A 23,083-nucleotide genomic window follows, 5' to 3' on the forward strand; every position below is an offset into this window, starting at 1 on the left:
ATTAAAAGACATGAAAAAGATAACAACCCTATATATAGCAGGCATCCTTTTATTAAGCATATCAGCTTGTACTAAAGATTTTGAGGAAACTAATACAAATCCAAACGCAGTAGATAAACCTACTCCAAATTTCATTTTTAGCAGATCTCAGCTTGACGGATTAAACAATAATTATTTTTTTACCTCAATTATTGAATGTGGTCAAATGATGCAACATTATTCCACTTACAAAGAAGCATCAGGAGCAGGAGACAAATACCTTGACAACGAAGTATATTACTCTGCCTTTTTTGCACGAATATATCCAAATGCAATAAACGAAGTAACTATTGTAATAAACACACTAAAGGATAATCCAGAAAATATCAACAGGTATAATATTGCCAGAATTTGGAGAGCTTACCTATTTCACCGTGTTACAGATTTATATGGAGACGTTCCATACTCTCAAGCTGCAAAAGCAAATTCTGATCTGCTTTTTTTACCTAAATATGATAGTCAGGAATTTATATATAAAGATTTACTGAAAGAATTAGATGAAGCAGCATCAGCATTAACCACATCCAAACCTAGTTTTGGCGAGGCTGATTTAATATACGATGGTGATATTAATAAATGGAAGAAATTTTCATATTCATTAATGCTTCGATTAGGAATGAGATTATCTAAAGTTGACCCAGCGCTTTCTAAAACTTGGGTAAATAAGGCAATTACAGGTGGGGTAATCCTTAATGCTGCCGATAATGCCATAATGGAATATAAAGACGGGCCAAACGATATAAACCGTAATCCATCTGCTCTAGATCCAATAACTCTTGATTTTGCAAAATCATCTTTCGGACAAAAAAACAATGAAGGCGGAAAACTTAGTAAAACTTTTATTGATATACTAAAAACTACTAACGATCCAAGAATTAGTATATACGCAGGTGTTTGGCAAGGTACGGTACAAAATACAAGTCCTGCCGTGCAAAAAGGTTTTCCAAACGGAACTAAAATAGCACCAACTCCAATTGAGCAGGCTACTTATTCTGAACCAAACCAAAGTACCGTTCTTAAAGTTGATTCTCCTCTTATTATAATTAGTAATGCCGAAACTAATTTATATCTGGCAGAAGCCGCTCTTAGAGGATGGTATGTGGGAGAATCTGACCAAAGTTTATACGAAAAAGCGGTAAAAGCTTCTTTCCTAAATGCTGTGATTTATGGACCATCTTACGCCATAACTGATGCAACCCCATATTTAACTGCAAATCCATATTTAGCTGGAGGCACATTTGATCAAAAAATGAATCAGATACATACTCAATTCTGGATTGCTTTATTTGTAGATGAACAAGAGGTTTATGCAAACTGGAGAAGAACTGGCTACCCAATATTAACCCCTGTAAATTTTCCTGGAAACGTGACAAACGGCACAATACCAAGGCGTTTTAAATATCCAACTGCCGAATATTCTGTTAATTCTGCTAACTTAGCAGAAGCAGTTAAGCGTCAGGGCAGCGATGCGTTTACAACAAGAATGTGGTGGGATAAACAATAATATAAATAAATTAAATGAGTATTATAATTCTTTCGGCATGCATTATTTTTTTAGTGCTACAAATAACTTGGTTTAAAATCAACCCATTTATTGCCTTTATTATAACATCATTATTGGCAGGCCTATTATTAGGTTTGCCAATAATAACGTTAACACAAACCATTCAGAAAGGTTTGGGCGATATGCTGGGCTCAATTGCCCTAATTATCATATTTGGTACCTGCATTGGTAAACTTACTGTTTCTTCTGGAGCCGCATCTGTAATTGCAAAAACAGTTATGGAATGGACAGGCGAAAAATACGTACGATTAGGCTTAATGATTACAGGATTTATTGTTGGAATCCCTTTATTTTATAGTGTAGGCTTTATACTTTTGGTTCCCTTAATATTTTCTGTAGCCAATCAGTTTAAGCTACCCAAGGTATATATAGGTATTCCTATGCTTGCATCACTTTCGGTTGCCCATGGTTTTTTGCCTCCTCACCCATCACCAATGGCTTTAAGCAATACCTTAAGTGCCGACATTGGCTTGGTTTTAACCTATGGTATTATTGTTTCTATACCAACTATTCTTATTGCAGGTTTATTGTTCTCTAACACACTTAAGAATATTAAATCTAATGATAAAAACATTATTGTTCCAACCGAAGAACCTACAAACCAAGCTACAAAACCTAGTTTTTTTACAAGTATAGCTTCTTCATTATTTCCAGTATTTGGTTTAACGATTACTTCCTTATTACCATTAGTCTGGAAAAACGAACAAGTAGAACTAATATGCAAAACTATAGGCGAACCTAGTATTATCATGTTAATTTCATTAATCATTTGCACCTACACATTAGGCTTTCGTACAGGTAAAAACATGAAAACCATTATGGAGGAATATGCAGTTGCGATAAAAGACGTTGCATTAATAGTACTTATTATTGGGGGAGCCGGAAGTTTAAAAGAAGTAATGATGGTAAGTGGCGTAAGTCAAACCATTGTCGAATCTTTAATACAAATAGACATTCATCCTTACTTACTCGCCTGGTTAATAGCTGCATTAATACGAATTTGTGTTGGATCGGCCACTGCTGCAGGCTTAATGACTGTCGGAGTTTTAGTACCTTTATTACAATTAAAATCATTAGACCCCAACTTATTGGTTCTTTCTATAGGCGCAGGTAGCCTGATGTGCTCTCATGTAAACGATCCAGGATTCTGGATGTTCAAAGAATACTTTGGCACCAGCATGAAAGACACCATTAAATCCTGGACAGTGATGGAGTCATTAGTATCCGTCCTTGGAATTATTTTTATTTTTATATTAAACATTTTTATACACTAATATTATGAGCTTATTACCACAAGAAAAATTTGAATCACTTGGCCTAACATTACCTCCAGCTCCTAAACCTTTAGGCATATACAAACCATTCTTAATCGATGGCAAATATTTATATTTATCTGGTCATGGACCTGTTAAAGACGATAAATCTTTAATTATAGGAAGAATTGGAGAAGATATGGACATTGAAGAAGGTAAACTAGCCGCAAGACAAGTAGGCTTAACAATGTTATCTACAATTGTTACCAATTTTGATAGTCTAAACGCAGTAAAAAGAGTAATTAAAGTACTCGGAATGGTAAATTGTACCTCTGATTTTTTACGTCATCCTTATGTTATTAATGGATGTAGCGAATTATTTGCTGAGGTATGGGGACAAGAAAACGGAATCGGAGTAAGAAGCGCCGTAGGAATGGGTTCTTTACCAGATAATATTCCTGTTGAGGTAGAAGCGATTTTCGAATTATATTAAAAAAGCTATGTCACTCCCGATAGCTATCGGGATTCAATGATTAACATTGATTTTTTTAATTAAACCATTAAGACATTAAGTTTCATTAAGAATCTAAGCTTAATTTTTCTTAACCTACTAATTTTCATTAAGAAGTCAAACTTAATTTCCTTAATATCTTAATGGTAAAAAAATATTAAATGTTTGATCTGTGAATCCCGATAGCTATCGGGAGTGGCAAAAAAAATAATAACTATGAACACAAATACCTCACAAACAAAAATTGCAACATTTGGAGAACTTCTATTACGAATGGGCATAGCCAATGGCAATCGATTTACGCAAGCCAAAGAAATGCAGGTTCATATAGGAGGAGCCGAAGCAAATGTTTGTGTACTACTTTCACAATTAGGCATAAATACCAATTACATAACTCGTTTACCTAACAACGACCTATCTCAGCTTGCATTAAATGAACTCCATAAGTACAATGTAAATACCACAGATTGTATTTATGGAGGAGATAGAATTGGCTTATATTTTATCGAATCAGGTAATCAGATAAGGCAATCGCAGGTAATCTATGACCGTAATAATTCGGCTTTTGCAACTATTGCCGAAGATGAAATAAATTGGGATAAAGTTTTAGAAAATACAACCCATTTTCATTGGTCTGGAATCAGCCCAGGAGTTTCTAACGAGGCAGGTTTAGTTTGCAAGAAAGCAATATTAGCCGCTCATAATAAAGGCATAACAATATCCTCTGACTTTAACTTTCGTACAAAATTATGGCAATACGGAAAAAGTCCTTCCGAAATTATGCCCGACCTTCTTTATTACAGCACAATTACTGTCGCCGACTTAGATTCGACAGAAATATATTTTGGCATTAAAACAGATAAAAACGATTCCGATTCTAATCGGTTTCTAAAAACATACGAATTGCTAAAAGAAAAAATGCCTTACCTAAAAACATTAGCTATGAGCTTCAGAAAATCAGAAGGTCAAACCCATTTGTATTCGGGCATGTTATTTCACGAAGGTAAATTTTACGAATCAAAACAATATCTAATACATTTAGTTACCGACCAGATTGGATCAGGAGACGCCTTTACCGCAGGATTACTTTACAGCCTTAAAAACAATCTATCAGGACAAGAATGTATAGATTGGGCAACGGCATGTGGCGTTATAAAACAAAGCGTAGTAGGAGACTTTGCAATAACCACATCCGAAGAAATAAACCATTTTATCAAATACGGCTCAAGTAATAGAATTAATAGATAAAACATAATTACAAAATGTATAATATTTTAAAAGCACAAAGAGTACTTCCTTTAGTCACACAAATCAGCATTAAAACTGCCGAGATTATACTAAAATCTGCTTCAGATTCAGGAATTAAAATCATTGAATTTGCTGCACGTGCTGATGACGCAAAAGAAGTTTTTGCCCAAATGGTAAATTTTAGAAACACAAATAACCTAGATATAAAATTGGCTGTTGGATCTGTCCTGACCTTAAATGATGCCGAAACGTACCATAAACTTGGTGCAGATTGCATCATATGCCCACATACAGATTTAGAAATAGGAGATTATTGTTTAAAAAATAACCTTTATTGGATTCCGGGAGCAGCTACATTAAACGAAGTTCTTCATGCTAATAAATTAGGAGCCGAAATAGTTAAGCTTTTTCCTGCTGATAAAATAGGAGGTCCTGATTATGTAAAAGCTATAAAAGCGCCATTTCCAAATTTAAAACTGATGCCTACTGGCGGTGTAACATTAGAAGAAAGCAATTTAAAATCTTGGTTTAAAGTAGGAGTTGTTTGTATAGGAATTGGCTCTCATTTGTTCTCCAAGGAAATGTTATCTCAATTAGATTATAATAAATCATTTGAAGCTTTTAAAAATTTAATTGCTATTGTTGATAAAACCAGAAAATAAAGACATGGAAAATAATTGGTGGGAAATAAATCCAGAAACGCGTATTGACACTCCTTTTTTAGCGCTTTATATCGACCGTATTCGATACAATATCGAGCACTTAATTGAATCTGTAAATGGGAATACTCAAAAATTAAGACCACATATAAAAACGCATAAACTTGGAGAAATTCTCGATTTGTTTAAAAAATATCAAATAAACAAAGTAAAATGTGCCACTATTGCCGAGGCCGAATTATGTGCCATTCATAATGTTCCTAATATATTATTAGCCTACCAACCCACAGGATTAAAACAAAAACGCTGGATTACCTTACTACATAAATATCCTCGCCTTAATTTTTCGACTATTGTTGATAATATCGACACAGCAAACGAATTGTCCGAGTTAGGCAAAAGCTACAATTTAAAGCTAAACATCTACCTTGATATAAATGCTGGAATGGATAGAACCGGAGTAAATTTTAAAAGCAATTGGAGTGATTTAGCCAGTGCCATAATCCAATTACCAAATATCAATTTCTTAGGATTACATATTTATGATGGCCATTTAAAAGGCACTATCGAGCAACGAACAAAAGAAGCATCAGATTCATTTACCCAGATAACAGATAAACTTTCTACACTTGAGCAAAAACTAGATTACAAACTAAAAATTGTTGCTGGTGGCTCTAATACATTTCCGTTTTATGCCACTCAGGAAAATGTAGAATCTAGCCCAGGTACATTTGTATTTTGGGATATTAATTATCAGACTAATTTACCTGAGCAGAGTTTTAAACCCGCAGCGGTTTTAGTGGGAACAATTATTTCTAAACCCACAGAAAATACTCTATGTATCGATATCGGATATAAATCTGTAGCTTCAGAAAACCCAATAGACAAACGTTTGACAATTTTAAATGACGATAAGTTAATTCCAATATCGCATTCCGAAGAACATTTAGTTCTCGAAAACAAAGGAAATAAACAATACAAACTAGGCGATACCATTTATGCAATCCCCTACCATATTTGTCCTACTTGTGCTTTACACGAAACAGTTCAGGTAGTAAACTCTCAGCAAGATATTTATAATCAATGGACTGTTCTTGCCCGCAATAAAAAAATAAGTATTTAAAAATAAAATACAACACTATGTTCATATTTGATGCACACCTAGACCTAAGCATGAATGCTATGGAATGGAATAGAGATTTAAGAAATGATGTATCTACATTGCGTCATTTAGAAAAAGGAATGAATGACAAACCAGATAGAGAAAAAGCTACTGTATCATTCCCAGATTTAAGAAAAGGAAACATCGGGATTGTAGTAGCAACTCAAATAGCACGATTTGTTAAACCCGATAGTAAAATTCCTGGTTGGAATTCGCCACAACAAGCTTGGGCGCAAACACAAGCACAAGTCTCCTGGTACAAATGCATGGAAGAGGAAGGCGAGATGACTGCAATTACCGATAAGAAATCATTACTAAAACAAATTGAATTATGGAATGATGGTACTCCAAATGACAAAAAACCTATTGGCTATATTTTAAGTCTCGAAGGTGCAGATTCCCTTATTGATGTTTCATACGTAGAAAAAGCGCACAATTACGGACTAAGAGCTATTGGTCCTGCACATTATGGCCCAGGTCGTTATGCTAACGGAACCGATTCTACAGGAAAAATGGGCGCAAACGGAATCGCATTGCTTAAAGAAATGGAACGTTTAAATATTATTCTGGATGCAACACATTTATGTGACGATGCTTTTTGGCAAGCCCTAGAAAACTATAACGGTCCAGTTTGGGCAAGTCACAATAATTGCCGAAGCTTAGTAAATCATAATAGACAATATAGTGATGATCAAATCAAAGAACTCATTTCCAGAGGAGCAGTTATAGGCGGCGCATTAGATGCATGGATGTTGGTACCAAATTGGGAACGAGGCGTTTCTACTCCATTAGGAATGCAATGTAATCTCGAAACCGTTTTTAAACATATGGACCACATATGCCAATTGGCAGGAAATGCAAATCACATTGGTGTAGGCTCAGATTTAGATGGCGCATTTGGGACAGAACAAACACCATATGATTTAAACACTATAGCCGATTTACAAAAATTAGTCTTCATCTTTAGAAGCCATGGATATTCAGAAGAAGATTTAAAAAATATCTTCCATCAAAACTGGATAAACTTCCTAATAAAAAATTGGGATTAAATAAAAGTCAAATTTGGAACAGCCTGCTTATACGATTGAAGTTTTTCATGATTAGGATCAACCTCAGTTATTACAAAATCTACTTCGGATAAGCTGGCAATTTTCATCTTTAAAACCGTATCCAATTTTTCGGATATTGTAAGTATAGCCGTTTTTTGAGAAGCCTGAATCATTGCTTTTTTTACCTGAACAGTTTCCCAATCAGAGTCTGAAAAACCTCCTTTGATATCTAATGCATTTGTTCCTAAAATTAATAAATCAACCTTAATACTTGATAACTGATGATACACATCTCCGCTCACACACATTTGACTATAAGGCGAAATACTCCCACCAATCATTATCACTTTCACATTAGGTTTATCCAAAAGTTCAACTGCAGATAAAACAGTTACGGTAAAAATGGTAAGATTTAAATCATTAGGAATTAATCGAATAAACTCTCTAATTGTAGTTCCTCCACCAATTAACAAAACCATTCCGTCGTGAAGCAATCCAACAGTTTTTTTTGCAATTATTTGTTTAGATTCACCAGCGTAAGTTTTTGTTACCGAAGAATGGTGATATGCTTTTGTCATAGCACCACCTTTCACCTTAATCAGTAAAGACTCTGATTCAAGTTCATTTATATCTCTTCGAATTGTATCCTCAGAAACAAACAATTGATTAGAAAGTGTGTCGAAACTCACTCGGGTATGTAAGTTAATCTCTTTTAAAATATGAGCTTTTCTTTCTTCCTTGGTGTAATTTACCAATTCGTTATCATTCATGCGTTTCCATTTATTATAACAAAAGTAAACAAATAATGCAATAATATTGCTGGAAGAAATAAAAAACTAACACAAAAACAACACAAAAAACATCATTTACAATACATTAAATACAAAAACACACATTGCAATTTTTTTGCAAAACAACTAATTTAAATCACTATAAACTTTAAATTTGTTTTTAACCAACCAAAAACCCTAACATGAAAAAAATCCTCCTATTTATTTTAACATTGTGCTATTCATTAGGGAATGCCCAAGAAACTTCAAACAATACAACTATAATTCCTGCACCTAATTTTTATAAAGCTACAGGTGATAGTATCGCTATAAAAGGACAAATAAAAATTGTTTTTAAAAACAATAAATACACCCCCAAAGAACTCAAAACAGCTCAAATTTTTGAATCTGTTATAAACAAAAACTCTTCTAAAAAGAAAGCTGATATTTTGGTTCAATTTACAACCGAATCCGCTTCCGCAAAAGGAGATAAGGAAGCTTACAAAATAAATATTACTCAAAAAGGTATTTTTGTTACAGGTCAAGAGCAAGGGCTATTTTATGCAGTACAAAGTTTACTTCAACTTTTGCCAAATAACTTAACAGTAAGTTCTCAGATCAAACTACCATGTATCGAAATTATCGATGAGCCTAGATACCCGTATCGAGGATTACATCTCGATGTATGTCGTCACTTTTTTTCGACAGATGTTATTAAAGATTTCATTGCCCAAATGTCTTATTACAAACTAAATAATTTTCATTGGCATTTAACTGATGATCAAGGCTGGAGAATCGAAATAAAAAAATATCCTAAGCTTACCGAAATCGGATCCAAAAGAGCACAAACACTCGTTGGGAATAAATTCGAACGATTCCCAAGATTTTTTGACAATACTCCCTACGGAGGTTATTACACACAGGAAGAAATCAAAGAAGTTGTAAAATTTGCCGAAGAGCATTTTGTAAACATTATTCCCGAAATCGAAATGCCAGGACATGCCTCTGCTGCCGTAGCTGCTTACCCAAACTTAGCCTGTTTCCCATCTACAGACTTAAAAGTAATTGAATCTTGGGGAGTTTTCGAAGATGTATTTTGCGCAGGCAAAGAAGAAACTTTTCTTTTCTTAGAAGATGTTTTAAAAGAAGTAATGGTCCTTTTTCCAAGTAACTACATACATATCGGTGGAGACGAATGCCCAAAATCACGATGGGAAAAATGTCCGAATTGTCAAAAGAGAATAAAAGACCTTGGCTTAAAAAATGAACATGAGCTACAAAGTTATTTTATTAAACGCATGGAAAAATTTCTAAATGCAAACGGAAGACAGATTTTTGGATGGGATGAAATTCTAGAAGGCGGCCTTGCTCCTAATGCAGCAGTTATGTCATGGCGTGGAGAATCTGGTGGAATTGCAGCAGCTAGAGACAAACATAAAGTCGTTATGACTCCGGAAGATTATGTTTATTTCGACCATAATCAGGGCTATTCTTTACAAGAACCATTATCTGTTGGTCGATTAACCACAGTTCATGAAGTATACAACTACAACCCAACTCCCGTAGATAGCCTAACCATAGAACAACAAAAATACATTCATGGAGTTCAGGCTAATATTTGGTCGGAATATGTAACCAGTCCAGCAAAACTAAATTATATGCTTTATCCAAGATTATTTCCATTTGCAGAAATAGCCTGGACTGAGACAAAGAATAAAAATTATTCGAATTTAATGCTAAAAAGATTCCCACATCATATAGAAAAATTGGAATCCGAAAAACGATTATATAAAGTCCCTACTCCATTTGGAATTCAGGACACCACTGTTATAGCGTCAAAATTTATTCTAGAAATACAACCAACCATTAAAAATGGACAAATTTTCTATACCATCGATGGTTATAATCCAGATGAAACAGCCAGTAATTATACAAAACCAGTTACGGTTTATATCCCAAAAGGAGAATTTAGAAACATCAAAGTAGTACAAATAAGTCCAAGCGGAAGAAGAAGTTCCATTACCACAATTTCAGTTAAAAATTCCGAAACCCAACCAGCTTTAGCTATTAAGCCAACCAAAAATGGCTTAAAATATTCCTATACAAATAAACTCGTTCAACAAACACTAGAACTAGATACTATCAAATTTATTAAGTCAGGCATTCATGAAGGAGTAATTGAAATGAAAAGATACAAATCAAAAGAGAACCTATATATGGGTTTAAAATTTGAAGGCTATATCTATATTCCTGAAACTGCACAATATGAGTTCTCGACTATTGTAGACGATGGTGCAAAATTATTTATAGACAACCAGCTCATGGTTGATAACGACGGAAGACATTGGATTAATGAAGCTTTTGGGGCAGCAAAACTCGAAAAAGGATTTCACAAAATAAACATCAGTTATTTTGATGCAGCAGGAAGTTCGACTCTACAATGCTTTATCCGACAAGAAGGAAAGGAAAAACAAGAAATAAGTGCTTCGCAATTGTATTATGAATAGGTAAAAACAAAAAAACGCATTCGCCGTGGCGAATGCGTTTTTTATAAAAACTAAATTGCATTTTATTTTTATCCTTTCAAGCTTGCAGATAAATACTCACGGTTCATACGTGCAATATTTTCAAGAGAAATTCCTTTAGGACATTCTACTTCACAAGCTCCAGTGTTAGTACAGTTACCAAAACCTTCGTGATCCATCTGGTGTACCATGTTTAATACACGATCAACAGCTTCAATCTTACCTTGAGGTAATAAAGCATATTGAGATACTTTTGCAGCAACGAATAACATTGCCGATGAGTTTTTACAAGTTGCAACACAAGCTCCACAACCAATACAAGCAGCTGCATCGAATGATTTATCTGCATCGTGTTTGTTAATCGGAATTGTATTTGCATCAATTGTATTTCCTGAAGTATTCACCGAGATAAAACCTCCAGCATGTTGAATTCTGTCAAAAGAACTTCTATCAACAACTAAATCTTTAATTACTGGGAAAGCTTTTGCTCTAAATGGCTCGATAAAAATCGTATCACCATCTTTAAACATACGCATGTGTAACTGACAAGTAGTTACTCCTCTGTCTGGTCCGTGTGCTTCTCCATTGATGAATAATGAACACATACCGCAGATTCCTTCACGACAATCGTGATCAAATGCTACTGGCTCTTCTCCTTTGTTGATTAATTGTTCGTTAAGAACATCAAGCATTTCAAGGAAAGACATATCTGGTTCGATTCCGTCGATTGGGTAATCAACGATTCCTCCTTTATCTTGGGCGTTTTTCTGACGCCATATTTTTAATGTAAGTTTCATTTTGTATAAGTTTTAAGCATTAAAGCAAGTATTAAGACTTCTTTAAATACTATTTGTAGCTTCTTTGAACTAATTTAATGTTTTCGTAAACTAGAGGTTCTTTGTGCAATATGGCATCACTTGGTTTTCCTTTGTATTCCCAAGCTGCAACGTATGCAAAGTTTTCATCATCACGAAGTGCTTCTCCTTCTTCTGTTTGGTATTCTTCACGGAAGTGACCTCCACAAGATTCATTACGGTGTAATGCATCTTTTGCGAACAATTCTCCTAACTCTAAGAAATCGGCAACACGTGTCGCTTTCTCTAATTCCTGATTAAATTCGTTAGCGCTTCCAGGAACTTTTACATCTTTATAAAACTCTTCACGTAAAGCGGCAATCTCAACAATAGCCTCAGATAAACCTTTAGCATTACGAGCCATACCTACTTTATCCCACATGATTTTTCCTAATTTCTTATGGAAATAATCTACAGAATGAGTTCCTTTATTATTGATAAATCTATCGATTTGATCTTTTACTTCTTTTTCTGCTGCTACGAATTCTGGTAAATCTGTAGAAATTTCTCCCATTTTAATATCCGGAGCAAGATAATCTCCTATAGTATAAGGCAATACGAAATATCCATCAGCTAAACCTTGCATCAAAGCAGAAGCTCCAAGTCTGTTTGCTCCGTGATCAGAGAAGTTAGACTCTCCAATTGAGAAACATCCAGGAATTGTAGTCATTAAGTTATAATCAACCCAAGTTCCACCCATAGTGTAGTGAACCGCTGGGTAAATCATCATTGGTGTTGTATAAGGATCCTCATCGACGATTTTGTAATACATTTGGAATAAGTTTCCGTATTTACTCTTCACGATTTCAGCTCCTAATTTAGTCACTAAAGCAGCATCTTTATCATCTAAACCTTTTACAAAAGCTTCTTCAGTTCCGTAACGTTTAATTGCTGCAGCAAAATCTAAGTAAACAGCTTCTCCAGTTTTGTTAACTCCAAAACCAGCATCACATCTTTCTTTTGCAGCACGAGACGCTACGTCACGAGGCACTAAGTTACCAAAAGCAGGATATCTTCTTTCTAAGAAATAATCTCTATCAGCTTCAGATAAATCAGTTGCTTTTTTCTTTCCTTCACGGATTGCTTTAGCATCTTCTTGTTTTGCAGGAACCCAAATACGACCATCATTACGTAACGATTCAGACATCAAAGTCAATTTAGACTGGTGATCTCCTGAAACCGGAATACAAGTTGGGTGAATTTGTGTATAACACGGATTTGCGAAAAACGCTCCTTTTTTATGAATTTTCCAAGCTGCTGTTGCATTACTTCCCATAGCATTTGTTGACAAGAAAAACACGTTTCCGTATCCTCCAGAACCAACTACTACAGCGTGAGCAGAATGTCTTTCTATTTCTCCAGTAACTAAGTTACGAGCGATAATACCTCTCGCTTTTCCGTTCACGATAACAATGTCTAACATTTCGTGACGGTTGTACATTTTTACTTTTCCACGACCAATCTGACGGTTCATTGCAGAATAAGCTCCTAACAATAATTGTTGTCCTGTTTGTCCTTGTGCGTAAAATGTACGAGAAACCAAAGTTCCTCCAAAAGAACGGTTATCTAAAAGACCACCGTACTCTCTTGCCAATGGCACCCCTTGAGCCACACATTGGTCAATAATATTAGCCGAAACTTCAGCCAAACGGTGAACGTTTGCTTCACGCGCACGGTAGTCACCCCCTTTTACAGTATCATAAAATAATCTGTAAACCGAATCACCATCACCTTTATAGTTTTTTGCTGCATTGATACCACCTTGAGCTGCAATAGAGTGCGCACGTCTTGGTGAATCCTGAAAACAAAAAGCTTTTACGTTATATCCCTGCTCAGCCAAAGTAGCCGCAGCTGAACCTCCAGCCAAACCTGTACCAACAATAATAATATCTAAATTACGTTTGTTAGCAGGGTTTACTAAATTAATATGATCTTTATAATCTGTCCATTTGTCCGATATTGGGCCGTGTGGAATTTTTGAATCTAATGCCATTATAATTTATATTAATTATTGAAATGATGAAATAATGCGATTATAACGAAAAGGGCAGGTACTACTACCGCAAATCCATAACCGAATCTACTTAAAGATCTTGAGTACTTATTGTTCATCCCCATAGATTGAAGAGAAGAACTGAATCCGTGCCAAAGATGGAATCCTAATAACACAAAAGAAATACAATATAACCCAGTACGAATTGGGTCATGAAATTTATGAACTAACTCTCCATAATATCTCGTAGCATCTGGTGCTGTACCTGCAATGTATTTGTAGGCAACTTCAGGAAACCAAAAATCATAAAAATGCAATCCTAAGAATGCTAAAATAACCAATCCAGAAATAATCATATTTCTAGAACTCCAAGAAGCATTAGCCGCTCCATTGTATTTTGCATACGCAATTGGTCTTGCAGCGCTATTTTGTAAAGTCAAAACAAATCCCATTACGAAATGGAAAATTACCCCGATTGCCAAAACTGGTTGCATTACATATTGAATCAGCGGATTGTATCCCATAAAGTGAGAAGCTTCGTTAAAAACATCTTTACTAATAATAGAAATAAAATTTAAAGAAACATGCAGCGCTAAAAACGTGATTAAGAATATTCCCGAAAGAGCCATAGCCACTTTCTTTAAGATGGAAGCATTCAATAGTGCAGATTGTGCCATAAGTGTTTAAGTAGTTTGTTTTAAAAAATTATACAAAAATAACTCAAATAGACATGAACTACAACCATTTCGTTGTTATTTATAATGATTTTAAAGAGTTTTAAAAGATTTTATTGCAAATTATTTAAAAACAATAAAATACATTTTCCCCAAAGGTTGTTTTAGCAAAATCCTGCTTTTTATATAATTACCAAATTGTTATTTTTTCTAACATTTTAATTTGTTTTCCTCAAAAGTATCCCAAAACCGAATTTTATCCTTTTAAAACAATTGAAGTTTGATAGCTTAATTTTACCTTTATCGCCTCAAAGAAACCCGAATGAAAACAGGAATTGACGCTATTACATTTGATGTAGCCAAAATACATTTACCTATAAAAACATTGGCAACCGCCAGAAATATAGAACCCGAAAAACTAGAAAAAGGCTTGGGTTTAATCAAAATGACGCTTCCAGACACTTATCAAGATACTGTAGTTTTTGGAGCAAATACCTTAACCAAATTAATAGAAGACAATAAAATCGATTTAAGCGAAATTGGTCGTATTTATGTTGGAACCGAAAGTGCCATTGATAGTTCTAAACCTATTAGCTCTTTCTTGATTGCTTTGATGGAACAGAAATTTGGAGAAGATACTTTAGCCGAATGCGATGTTGTCGATTTTACATTTGCTTGTATTGGAGGCGTAGATGCTTTACAGAATTGTATTGATTATGTAAAATTAAATCCGACTAAAAAAGCCATTGTAGTTACTACAGATTTTGCAAAATACGATTTAAATTCAACTGGAGAATATACTCAAGGAGCTGGAGCTCTTGCAATGCTTGTAACTTCAAATCCTAGAATTATTGCTTTCGAAAACAATTGGGCAACAAGCACAAAAGGCGTTTTCGACTTTTTTAAACCATACCGTACTATTTCGAAAGAATCTATAACAGGAAGCACAACCAATGAATCTTGGCTTGACAATCTTGAAGCCGAAATAGAAATCCATAAGGACCAACCAGTTTTCGACGGACAATATTCGAATCAGTGTTATATGGATCGTACTCGAAATGCTTATTTTTCGTTTAAGAAATTAAAAAACACTTCAGAAACTGTTTACAATTCCTGGAAAAGTATCATCATGCATTTACCATACTCTTTTCAGGGACGCAGAATGTTATCAGAAATCTATGCTTTAGACAGCGAAACTAAAATTATTTCGGGAGATGAATCTGCATCTGAGTATCAAAATAAGCTAAAAGAAATAAGCAAATCCGAAGCATACAAAACTTTTGTTGTTGATAAATTACAACCTGCCGAATTAGCTTCTTCTTTAATAGGCAACCTTTATACAGGATCTATTTTCATGGGATTATTATCGACTTTGGCTTATTTTTATGACACCAAAAATGAAATTTCAGGAACTCAATTCGGCTTTTTAGCTTACGGAAGTGGATCTAAATCGAAAGTTTTTGAAGGAACAATTCAACCTGAATGGAAATCTGCTCTTACCGAAACTAATCTTTTTGAAACTTTAGAAAAAAGTACCGAAATTGATTTTGAAACCTACGAGAAACTTCATAAAAAAGAACAAAAACAAAGCATCCGAACTCCCAAAAACGAATGGGTTCTGGATAGAATCGAGAAAGAAATTCCTAATTTAATTGGGGCGAGATATTATAAATGGGTTGATTAAAATTCCAATTTAATTAAATGCGTAGAACCTTTGTCAAAGTTTAAATTTTTGATAAAGGATATATTTATAGGCAATCTTGTCATTGCGAGGAACGAAGCAACCGCCCTAACAAAACCAACCAGTGGTAAATACAAAGGGAGATTACTTCGTTCCTCGTAATGACTTTACAACTACTTCATTTTGAAGCATTACCTATAGATAGTAAACTTATTATGTGTTAATCCAAAACCTAGATTTTCATAAATCAAGACATTTTCTACTCTTCTGCGATTAGTAGTTACCTCAATACTTTTTAGATTATTCTGATCGGCGTAATCCATTATCTGCTGTATTAATTGTCGCCCAATTCCTTTACCTCGGTAATCTTTATGGATGAAAAACTCCTGAATTTCGCCTACTAATCCGCAATGATGCAAAAGATTCTGTGTATGAAAACTAATAAAGCCTACGCCTTCATTCTCATTTTCAGCTAATAAATATAAATTCTTCGGGTTAGAAATATTTTCATTGAAAATCTCTGTAAAAACTTCGAAATCTAATATCTCATTTTCAAGTTCGCATATCGACTTGTACACGAAATCTAAATCTTGTTTCTCTACTTTCCTGATTTTTATTTTCGAATCCATATTCTACTTACAAATTATCACACAATTAAAAATGCCCACTTTTGCTAATACATTTGAGAAAGTTTTACACTTCCATTCCTGATTTTTCTTAATTCTTCATCATCCAACAACCATTCAATTGCTATAAATTTCGAACAGTCATTTCTTAAATCAGCAACCCAGTCTATTAAAATGGCAGCACCTTCACTTTTAATTTCATCTTTAACAAGCTCTAATGTTTTAGTAAACTGCAAAGCACCTTCTCCTCTCATATCAAAAACAATATTTTTTGTTCTTGAAAAAACGGCACTTAAAGAAATCCTCTTTTTTTGACTTGTCTCAAGATTTTTCATCTTGTCTTTTTTAGTAAAAGTATCTATTTCGAAAATTTTCGATACTATTGGATTATTTACATCTGCATTTTTTTTCAAATAACTGCCTACTGTAACTGGATAAAATATTCTTCTAAAAAATGATTCTGCAAAAGGTTCTGCAAAAGTCAAATGCTTATATATCTTTACATTTTTACGATGTACTCTTCCTGTAAGAATATCTGTTAATTGTTTTTTTATTTCGTCAAAACAAGGCCCACTATACAAACAAACAACAACAAACTCCCCTTCTCTCAACTCAAAAGGTGGTATAAAGTACTGATCAGTTTTTATTCCTTTACATTCAATTATAAGGTCTTTCATTTTACTTGAATAAATATTCATTTAAACTAATACGTTCAAATTTAACCCTGTATTTCTCAACATAATTACGCCACTCTTCTTTGTACTTTTCATTATTATAAATAGACGCAGCATAATCGACTATTTCTTTACTGAAATGATTTCCCAAAACAGTATCTAAATATTCTATTCCAGAATCAACTACTTGTTTTAGAATAAATAATTTATCAATTCCATTTTCTTTGCAAGCCTTATCAAGCCATAATCCTCTTCCAATTTTTACATATTCTTTGAGCAAACTTTCGGTGATAAACGCAGAAGGAACATCATTAATATCCGGTTGATGTTTTCCGTTCTTGAAAATTAACAGAATCAATTCTTCAGAATAATATTCTTCTGGAATTAATCTTAACATTGTTCCCTTTTCAGCAGCTTTAAAACAAAGCTCTTTTGTTATAAATTCATCCGGAATAACTTGAATTGCAAAACCATCTTTACCAACTAATTTATCGCAGAATTCAAAAGTTATTAAGTTCTCATCAATAAATGACAAAGCATGATAGCTAATATTTAATGCCAGATTACAAAGTTCCTCGGTTTTAAATTCTTTCGGAATCAATTTAAGATCTCTATAATTTGATAAAACACGACCGCGCCAATATTCATACGTTTTTGCAGGAGGATTATTTTGTTTTAAAATCAATTCTCCAAATTCTAATTCTCGTTTTAATTCTTCGAAAGTTTCTATTAACGGATTATCAAGATGTTTTCGCAATTCTATTGAGATAATATCTTCTCCTGAAACTTCATCGTATTCACATTCGTTTTTAGCATCAAAATCGTCTGTTTTATCATTATAATAAAACAAATCATTTTTACGCTCCGCAAATGTTGTATAATGATCCTCTACTATAAATACTGGCGTTTCTATAAGTCCTGTGCATTTAAAATTACCATGATTATAAGAAGTCATTACAACTTCCTTTGCTTTTACATTTCCTATTATTTCGGTATAAGAACCTCCTAATAACAAACTCTGACAAGTAACATTACCATTAATATAAATGTAAGGACCATAATCACCTTCCGCATTTATAATCGTTCCATTGGTAGAGAAATCTCCGTTTATTAAAATACCTTCGATTCTTCTTGCATCAATATCTTTTAACGGTAGATTTAATACATTTGTAAGCCATTTTTTCTCTTTATCTTCATAAAGATCTAAATAGAAATTACCTTCAAAATTTACATTTCCGTTTGTTACAAGAAAGAAATCCTGATCTTCCCATTCTTCAAAATAATCGAATCCTTCACGCTCTATCAAAAATGGATATTGTGATTTGACTTCTTTGATTGTTATTAATTTAAAATCTAACTTATTCATTTTTTACTGCCTTATTTTAAATATATTCTAGCGTATGCATTAATAAATTAATACTATCTATTTCGTATTTTCTTCTAGTTTCATTTCCATAATTGGCATGAACCTATTTTTTATTGAAGTTTCGAATTCTCCAACTTTTACAAATCCAAGCTTCGAATAAAATGCTTCTGCATTTGGCTCAGAATCGAGTATTACTTTTTCGAATTTACTTTCTCTAATCCTGTTTAAAAAATCGTCCATTAAGTATTTCCCGAATCCTTTTCCAATATATTCTGGTCTTATAAATAAGTTGTCCAGTATTACATTCTGTTTTTCTTCAATAAAATAGGAATAATAACCAATGGTTAAATCTTCGCTTAGTAACTTAAACACATAATTATCTTTAATATACTCTTCGGTAATTGTTAGATTTTTATCCCATTGCAAAATCTGTTCTGCCGAATATCCCCAATATGCTTTTGACTTTTTGGTTATTTCAGTTAAGATTTCGTGGTCGATTATATTTGCTTTTTCTATTGTCATAACTTTTGGTTGTTTTTTAATACAACAATATTACAAAATCTTGTCATTTTACAGGAATACTAAAAACCGATACAAATTAGGAATATTCTTTTCAAAATCAACAATCATCAGAAAAATTGTATTTTTACACCATGGGAAACAAATTACAAAATGTATCTCACAAACAAAGGCTTGTTTTCTACCGAAAACAAAAATGTAAAAGAATTTTAAATATCTTTGAACTATGAGCACAGCACCAAAACCTAGACACATCGGACGAAATATAAGCCGAATCAGAGAGCTTAGAGATATGAAACAAGAAGCACTTGCTCTTGCAATTGGCACTACACAACAATCTATTTCTATTATTGAAGGAAGTGAAAGCGTTGATGACGAAAAACTAAAGGCAATTGCCGAAGCTTTGGGCGTTCCTGCTGAAGTAATAAAGAATTTTTCGGAAGAAGCTGTTTTTAATATTATTGGAAATACATATGATAATGGTTCTTCTTCTATAAATCAAAATTGCACTTTTAATCCGCTTGATAAACTTCTTGAAGCTTTTGAAGAAAATAAAAAACTTTATGAGAGATTGGTTGAAGCCGAAAAAGAGAAAGTTGCTTTTTTAGAAAAGTTGTTAAACGAGAAAAAGTAAATCAAATTAAGTTTAATGAAAAAATATACTGAAGCAGAGAAAAACTCACTTTACAATACTGCAAAAGAAGAACTAACAAATTTCTCAGAATCTATAATAACAAATTATACAACTTTTTTAAAGGAATTAAAGTCAAACAAGTTAAAAAACAAAAATCAATCTGCCTTTGATGAATTACAAAAAGCAGAGAATCAAATCTCTAACTTTATTTTTATTAATTTTCCGAAAAGTGATGAGATTTTCATTAATGGGTTAGTTTATTATACGGTCGAAACATTTATTCATGTAAACTTAACTGTAGAATCTTTTAAAACACTAAAGACTCTACAAGAATTTTTTAAAAATTTCTTAAATAGTTTTGATCAAAAAATTCATGAATAAATTAAACAAATCTTTAAGCAAAAAAGAAGTATATCTAGTAATCTCAATTGCAATTGTGCTTATTGCAATTCCATATTATTCTATAAATTTTGAATCATTAGAACAAGGTAACTACGTTGCAACCATGTTATCACCACTATTAAGCTTTATTGGAAGTGTAATTGTTTACATAACATTTAAAGCTCAGATTGAAGCAAATAAACAAGTTCAGGAACAATTTAAAATCCAAACATTTGAAAGTATATTTTTTAAAATATTAGACAATCTATCAAATCGAATTAATAATTATGAACTTACAGAATTAGATACAAATAATACACACAAAGGAACTAGAATTCTCGATTACTTTTATTCACATCTTTCTAAAGAGTGTGATTCTTTAAAATATAAGTCTGGATTACAAATCTTATTAAACTCTCCGTTTTATTTTTCTAAATTTCATTTTCAAGAGATATTCAACAAATTCAATTATGAAAACTGGACTTCTATAAATGAAGTTGAAAAATTTTTTGAATATTCTAATGAAAAATCAAAAAAAGACTTAAAAACAAAAGCACTTAACAAAATTGAAGAAAATTGTGATCTTGAAGATTGGGAAAAATTTATTGGAGGAGTATTTGACAAATTTTTCTATCATCAAAATATTTGGTTTTTTCGCGATTATTATTCCCAATTAACCATTAGAATAAATGAAAATTATGCAACTTTTTTTGATGGTTATTTTAAAAATATAAAACTAATATTACTCCATATAGAAAAACAGACTGATCCCCAAGAATACATTGATTTTCTTACGGAACATTTAACCACATTTGAAAAAGTTTTAATTCTATTATGGATTGCAAGCGGAAAATCTGGTGATCGATTTCGAAATTTGATTAATAATTACAAACTTTTAGAAAGTTTGAATGATGTTAAAGGTATAAGACCCGCTAGAATAAATAATGAAGAACGATATAAAGACCACATAAAACAGCTACTTACTGACGAGGGATTACCTCTTTATTAATTACAACCATCTTAAAAAACTTTTCTAAAACAGATTTCAATAAGTTTTTTAACTAAGCTTAAAATGGACCTTTGACCAACTTTAGAAACATCTAAAACCAAGTTCGCGTGAGGGATAGAGGCGGTATCCTTTTATGAAGCGATAGCGGAATAAAAGATATAGCCGAAAGCCCGACCCGGAGGGGCACGCCATTATTGAGATTCTAGGTTCTAAGGTTCTGAGAATCTAAGTTGCTAAGACTTTAGAAAGTTTTATTTATCCTCAATTTTGTCAATTTCGACGGAGGAGAAATCTTCGCGAGTAGCTCAACAATCTGGAGATGCTTTGTATGAGTGCCATGTGGAGATTGCTTCGCCAATTCGCTATCGCTCGTGTCTTCGTTCCTCAGAAAGACAAGTTTGTGTGAATATTGTATAGATAAATAAGAAAATTTTAATAAACCAAACCAATCTAGTATTTCTAAAATTAGTATTTTTGAGTATTCAAAGTATAAAACTAAATTAATATGAAATATCATCAAATAAACAGCTCTCTTTTTATAAAAAATCGCGAAAAATTCATGGCTCAAATGAAGCCTAATAGTGTAGCGGTTTTTAATTCAAATGATATTTACCCAGTTAGCGCCGATAGCACATTACCTTTTGCTCAACATAGAGATATTTTTTACTTAAGTGGTGTAGATCAGGAAGAAAGTGTCTTGTTGCTTTTTCCTGATGCTCCATACGAAAATCAGCGTGAGATTTTATTTTTAAAAGAAACCAATGACCATATTGCTGTTTGGGAAGGGGAAAAACTTACTAAACAACGCGCATTTGAAGTTTCGGGAATTAAAACCGTTTATTGGTTACAAGATTTTCATAAGATTCTAAACGAAATGATGACTTATGCAGATACTATGTACATTAATACTAATGAGCATTATCGTGCAACTGTGGAGACTGAAACTCGTGAAGCTCGTTTTGTAAAATGGTGGAAGGAAAGATATCCAGCGCATCAGGTTGCAAAAAGCAACCCTATATTGCAACGCATTCGTTCGGTAAAAGAAAGTGAAGAAATCGATTTGATTCAGCACGCTTGTAATATTACCGAAAAAGGTTTCCGAAGATTATTGTCTTTTGTAAAACCAAATGTAACTGAATACGAAATCGAAGCAGAGCTTATTCACGAATTTATTCGTAGTCGTTCTAAAGGTTTTGCTTATACTCCGATTATTGCTTCTGGAAATAATGCAAATGTTTTACATTATATCGAGAACAATCAACAGTGTAAAGCTGGAGATTTAATCTTGCTGGATGTTGCTGCCGAATATGCTAATTATTCTAGCGATATGTCGCGTACTATCCCGGTTTCAGGTACTTTTACAGCGCGTCAAAAAGCCGTTTATAATGCTGTTTTACGTGTAAAAGATGAAGCTACAAAAATGCTTACTCCTGGAACACTTTGGAAACAATATCATATAGAGGTTGGAAAAATAATGACTTCGGAATTATTAGATTTAAAACTAATAGACAAAGCCGATGTACAAAACGAAAACCCTGATTGGCCAGCGTATAAAAAATATTTCATGCACGGAACTTCTCACCACATGGGATTGGACACACATGATTACGGATTATTACACGAACCGATGAAAGCTAATATGGTTTTTACGGTTGAACCTGGAATTTACATTCCTGCTGAAGGTTTTGGTATTCGATTAGAAGATAATATTGTGATTCAGGAAACTGGAGAACCATTTAATTTAATGCGTAATATTCCTATCGAAGCTGATGAAATAGAAAGCTTAATGAACGTTTAATTCAGTTCACTAAATTCATAAAATAAACGGCTTTCAGAAATGTTAGCCGTTTTGCTTTTCCTTACATAACAAACCGCTATTTTTGCAACATTAA

General features: G+C 33.2%; 21 protein-coding genes. 13 read left to right on the top strand and 8 right to left on the bottom strand.

The window, feature by feature from the left end:
- Positions 1–10: 10 nt before the first annotated feature.
- The 7 genes from OA93_RS10325 (at position 11) to OA93_RS10355 (ending at position 7,485) form a co-directional block, all read left to right on the top strand.
- Positions 11–1,543 carry a SusD/RagB family nutrient-binding outer membrane lipoprotein gene (locus OA93_RS10325; RefSeq protein WP_039113109.1) on the top strand — a complete coding sequence of 511 codons (1,533 nt, stop codon included), beginning with the start codon at positions 11–13 and terminating at the stop codon, positions 1,541–1,543.
- 14 nt (positions 1,544–1,557) lie between these two features.
- Positions 1,558–2,877, top strand: coding sequence for a gluconate:H+ symporter (locus OA93_RS10330; protein WP_039113110.1), 1,320 nt, complete (start codon positions 1,558–1,560; stop codon positions 2,875–2,877).
- A gap of 4 nt (positions 2,878–2,881) precedes the next feature.
- Positions 2,882–3,349 carry a RidA family protein gene (locus tag OA93_RS10335; RefSeq protein ID WP_039113111.1) on the top strand — a complete coding sequence of 156 codons (468 nt, stop codon included), beginning with the start codon at positions 2,882–2,884 and terminating at the stop codon, positions 3,347–3,349.
- 234 nt (positions 3,350–3,583) lie between these two features.
- Positions 3,584–4,615: a sugar kinase gene (locus OA93_RS10340; protein WP_039113256.1), complete on the top strand. Its 1,032-nt coding sequence runs from the start codon at positions 3,584–3,586 to the stop codon at positions 4,613–4,615.
- Positions 4,616–4,629: 14 nt separating this feature from the next.
- Positions 4,630–5,277, top strand: coding sequence for an aldolase (locus tag OA93_RS10345; protein WP_039113112.1), 648 nt, complete (start codon positions 4,630–4,632; stop codon positions 5,275–5,277).
- A gap of 4 nt (positions 5,278–5,281) precedes the next feature.
- Positions 5,282–6,397, top strand: coding sequence for a D-TA family PLP-dependent enzyme (locus tag OA93_RS10350; protein WP_039113257.1), 1,116 nt, complete (start codon positions 5,282–5,284; stop codon positions 6,395–6,397).
- Between the two features lie 17 nt (positions 6,398–6,414).
- Positions 6,415–7,485, top strand: a complete 1,071-nt coding sequence (locus OA93_RS10355) for a membrane dipeptidase (protein ID WP_039113113.1) — start codon at positions 6,415–6,417, stop codon at positions 7,483–7,485.
- On the opposite strand, the gene OA93_RS10360 is transcribed toward OA93_RS10355, so the two are convergent.
- On the bottom strand, positions 7,482–8,255 hold the full coding sequence (locus OA93_RS10360; RefSeq protein ID WP_039113114.1) for a DeoR/GlpR family DNA-binding transcription regulator: 774 nt from the start codon (positions 8,253–8,255) through the stop codon (positions 7,482–7,484). The genes OA93_RS10355 and OA93_RS10360 overlap by 4 nt on opposite strands.
- A 203-nt stretch (positions 8,256–8,458) precedes the next feature.
- Here OA93_RS10360 and OA93_RS10365 point away from each other — a divergent pair, with 203 nt between their 5' ends.
- On the top strand, positions 8,459–10,762 hold the full coding sequence (locus tag OA93_RS10365; RefSeq protein WP_039113115.1) for a family 20 glycosylhydrolase: 2,304 nt from the start codon (positions 8,459–8,461) through the stop codon (positions 10,760–10,762).
- 68 nt (positions 10,763–10,830) lie between these two features.
- On the opposite strand, the gene OA93_RS10370 is transcribed toward OA93_RS10365, so the two are convergent.
- From OA93_RS10370 to OA93_RS10380, 3 genes are read right to left on the bottom strand one after another with little or no spacing between them, the layout of a single operon-like run.
- Positions 10,831–11,577 carry a succinate dehydrogenase/fumarate reductase iron-sulfur subunit gene (locus tag OA93_RS10370; protein ID WP_035617551.1) on the bottom strand — a complete coding sequence of 249 codons (747 nt, stop codon included), beginning with the start codon at positions 11,575–11,577 and terminating at the stop codon, positions 10,831–10,833.
- 49 nt (positions 11,578–11,626) lie between these two features.
- The gene (locus OA93_RS10375; RefSeq protein ID WP_039113116.1) at positions 11,627–13,627 is read right to left on the bottom strand and encodes a fumarate reductase/succinate dehydrogenase flavoprotein subunit; all 2,001 of its coding nucleotides are present in this window, start codon (positions 13,625–13,627) and stop codon (positions 11,627–11,629) included.
- 11 nt (positions 13,628–13,638) lie between these two features.
- The gene (locus OA93_RS10380; RefSeq protein ID WP_039113117.1) at positions 13,639–14,304 is read right to left on the bottom strand and encodes a succinate dehydrogenase cytochrome b subunit; all 666 of its coding nucleotides are present in this window, start codon (positions 14,302–14,304) and stop codon (positions 13,639–13,641) included.
- A gap of 319 nt (positions 14,305–14,623) precedes the next feature.
- Here OA93_RS10380 and OA93_RS10385 point away from each other — a divergent pair, with 319 nt between their 5' ends.
- A complete protein-coding gene (locus tag OA93_RS10385; protein WP_039113118.1) occupies positions 14,624–15,985 on the top strand; it encodes a hydroxymethylglutaryl-CoA synthase in 1,362 nt (453 codons plus the stop codon).
- A gap of 188 nt (positions 15,986–16,173) precedes the next feature.
- Here the strand turns inward: OA93_RS10385 and OA93_RS10390 are convergent, their stop codons facing one another.
- From OA93_RS10390 to OA93_RS10405, 4 genes are read right to left on the bottom strand one after another with little or no spacing between them, the layout of a single operon-like run.
- On the bottom strand, positions 16,174–16,611 hold the full coding sequence (locus OA93_RS10390) for a GNAT family N-acetyltransferase (RefSeq protein WP_039113119.1): 438 nt from the start codon (positions 16,609–16,611) through the stop codon (positions 16,174–16,176).
- A gap of 44 nt (positions 16,612–16,655) precedes the next feature.
- The gene (locus tag OA93_RS10395) at positions 16,656–17,285 is read right to left on the bottom strand and encodes a hypothetical protein (RefSeq protein WP_131474474.1); all 630 of its coding nucleotides are present in this window, start codon (positions 17,283–17,285) and stop codon (positions 16,656–16,658) included.
- A gap of 1 nt (position 17,286) precedes the next feature.
- Positions 17,287–18,648 (bottom strand): polymer-forming cytoskeletal protein, encoded by a 1,362-nt coding sequence (locus tag OA93_RS10400; RefSeq protein ID WP_039113121.1) that lies wholly within the window; start codon positions 18,646–18,648, stop codon positions 17,287–17,289.
- Positions 18,649–18,705: 57 nt separating this feature from the next.
- The gene (locus OA93_RS10405) at positions 18,706–19,170 is read right to left on the bottom strand and encodes a GNAT family N-acetyltransferase (protein ID WP_039113122.1); all 465 of its coding nucleotides are present in this window, start codon (positions 19,168–19,170) and stop codon (positions 18,706–18,708) included.
- A 223-nt stretch (positions 19,171–19,393) separates the two neighbouring features.
- Between OA93_RS10405 and OA93_RS10410 the strand changes: the two genes are divergently transcribed.
- The 4 genes from OA93_RS10410 to OA93_RS10430 all read left to right on the top strand — a co-directional run bounded on the left by OA93_RS10410 (position 19,394) and on the right by OA93_RS10430 (position 22,989).
- A complete protein-coding gene (locus OA93_RS10410) occupies positions 19,394–19,801 on the top strand; it encodes a helix-turn-helix transcriptional regulator (protein ID WP_039113123.1) in 408 nt (135 codons plus the stop codon).
- 15 nt (positions 19,802–19,816) lie between these two features.
- Positions 19,817–20,182, top strand: a complete 366-nt coding sequence (locus OA93_RS10415; protein ID WP_039113124.1) for a hypothetical protein — start codon at positions 19,817–19,819, stop codon at positions 20,180–20,182.
- Positions 20,175–21,191, top strand: a complete 1,017-nt coding sequence (locus tag OA93_RS10420; RefSeq protein WP_039113125.1) for a putative phage abortive infection protein — start codon at positions 20,175–20,177, stop codon at positions 21,189–21,191. The genes OA93_RS10415 and OA93_RS10420 overlap by 8 nt, the downstream gene beginning before the upstream one ends.
- Positions 21,192–21,696: 505 nt before the next feature.
- Positions 21,697–22,989, top strand: coding sequence for an aminopeptidase P family protein (locus OA93_RS10430; RefSeq protein WP_039113128.1), 1,293 nt, complete (start codon positions 21,697–21,699; stop codon positions 22,987–22,989).
- Positions 22,990–23,083: the final 94 nt, after the last annotated feature.

The organism is Flavobacterium sp. KMS, assembly GCF_000813005.1.
Taxonomy (GTDB): Bacteria; Bacteroidota; Bacteroidia; order Flavobacteriales; family Flavobacteriaceae; genus Flavobacterium.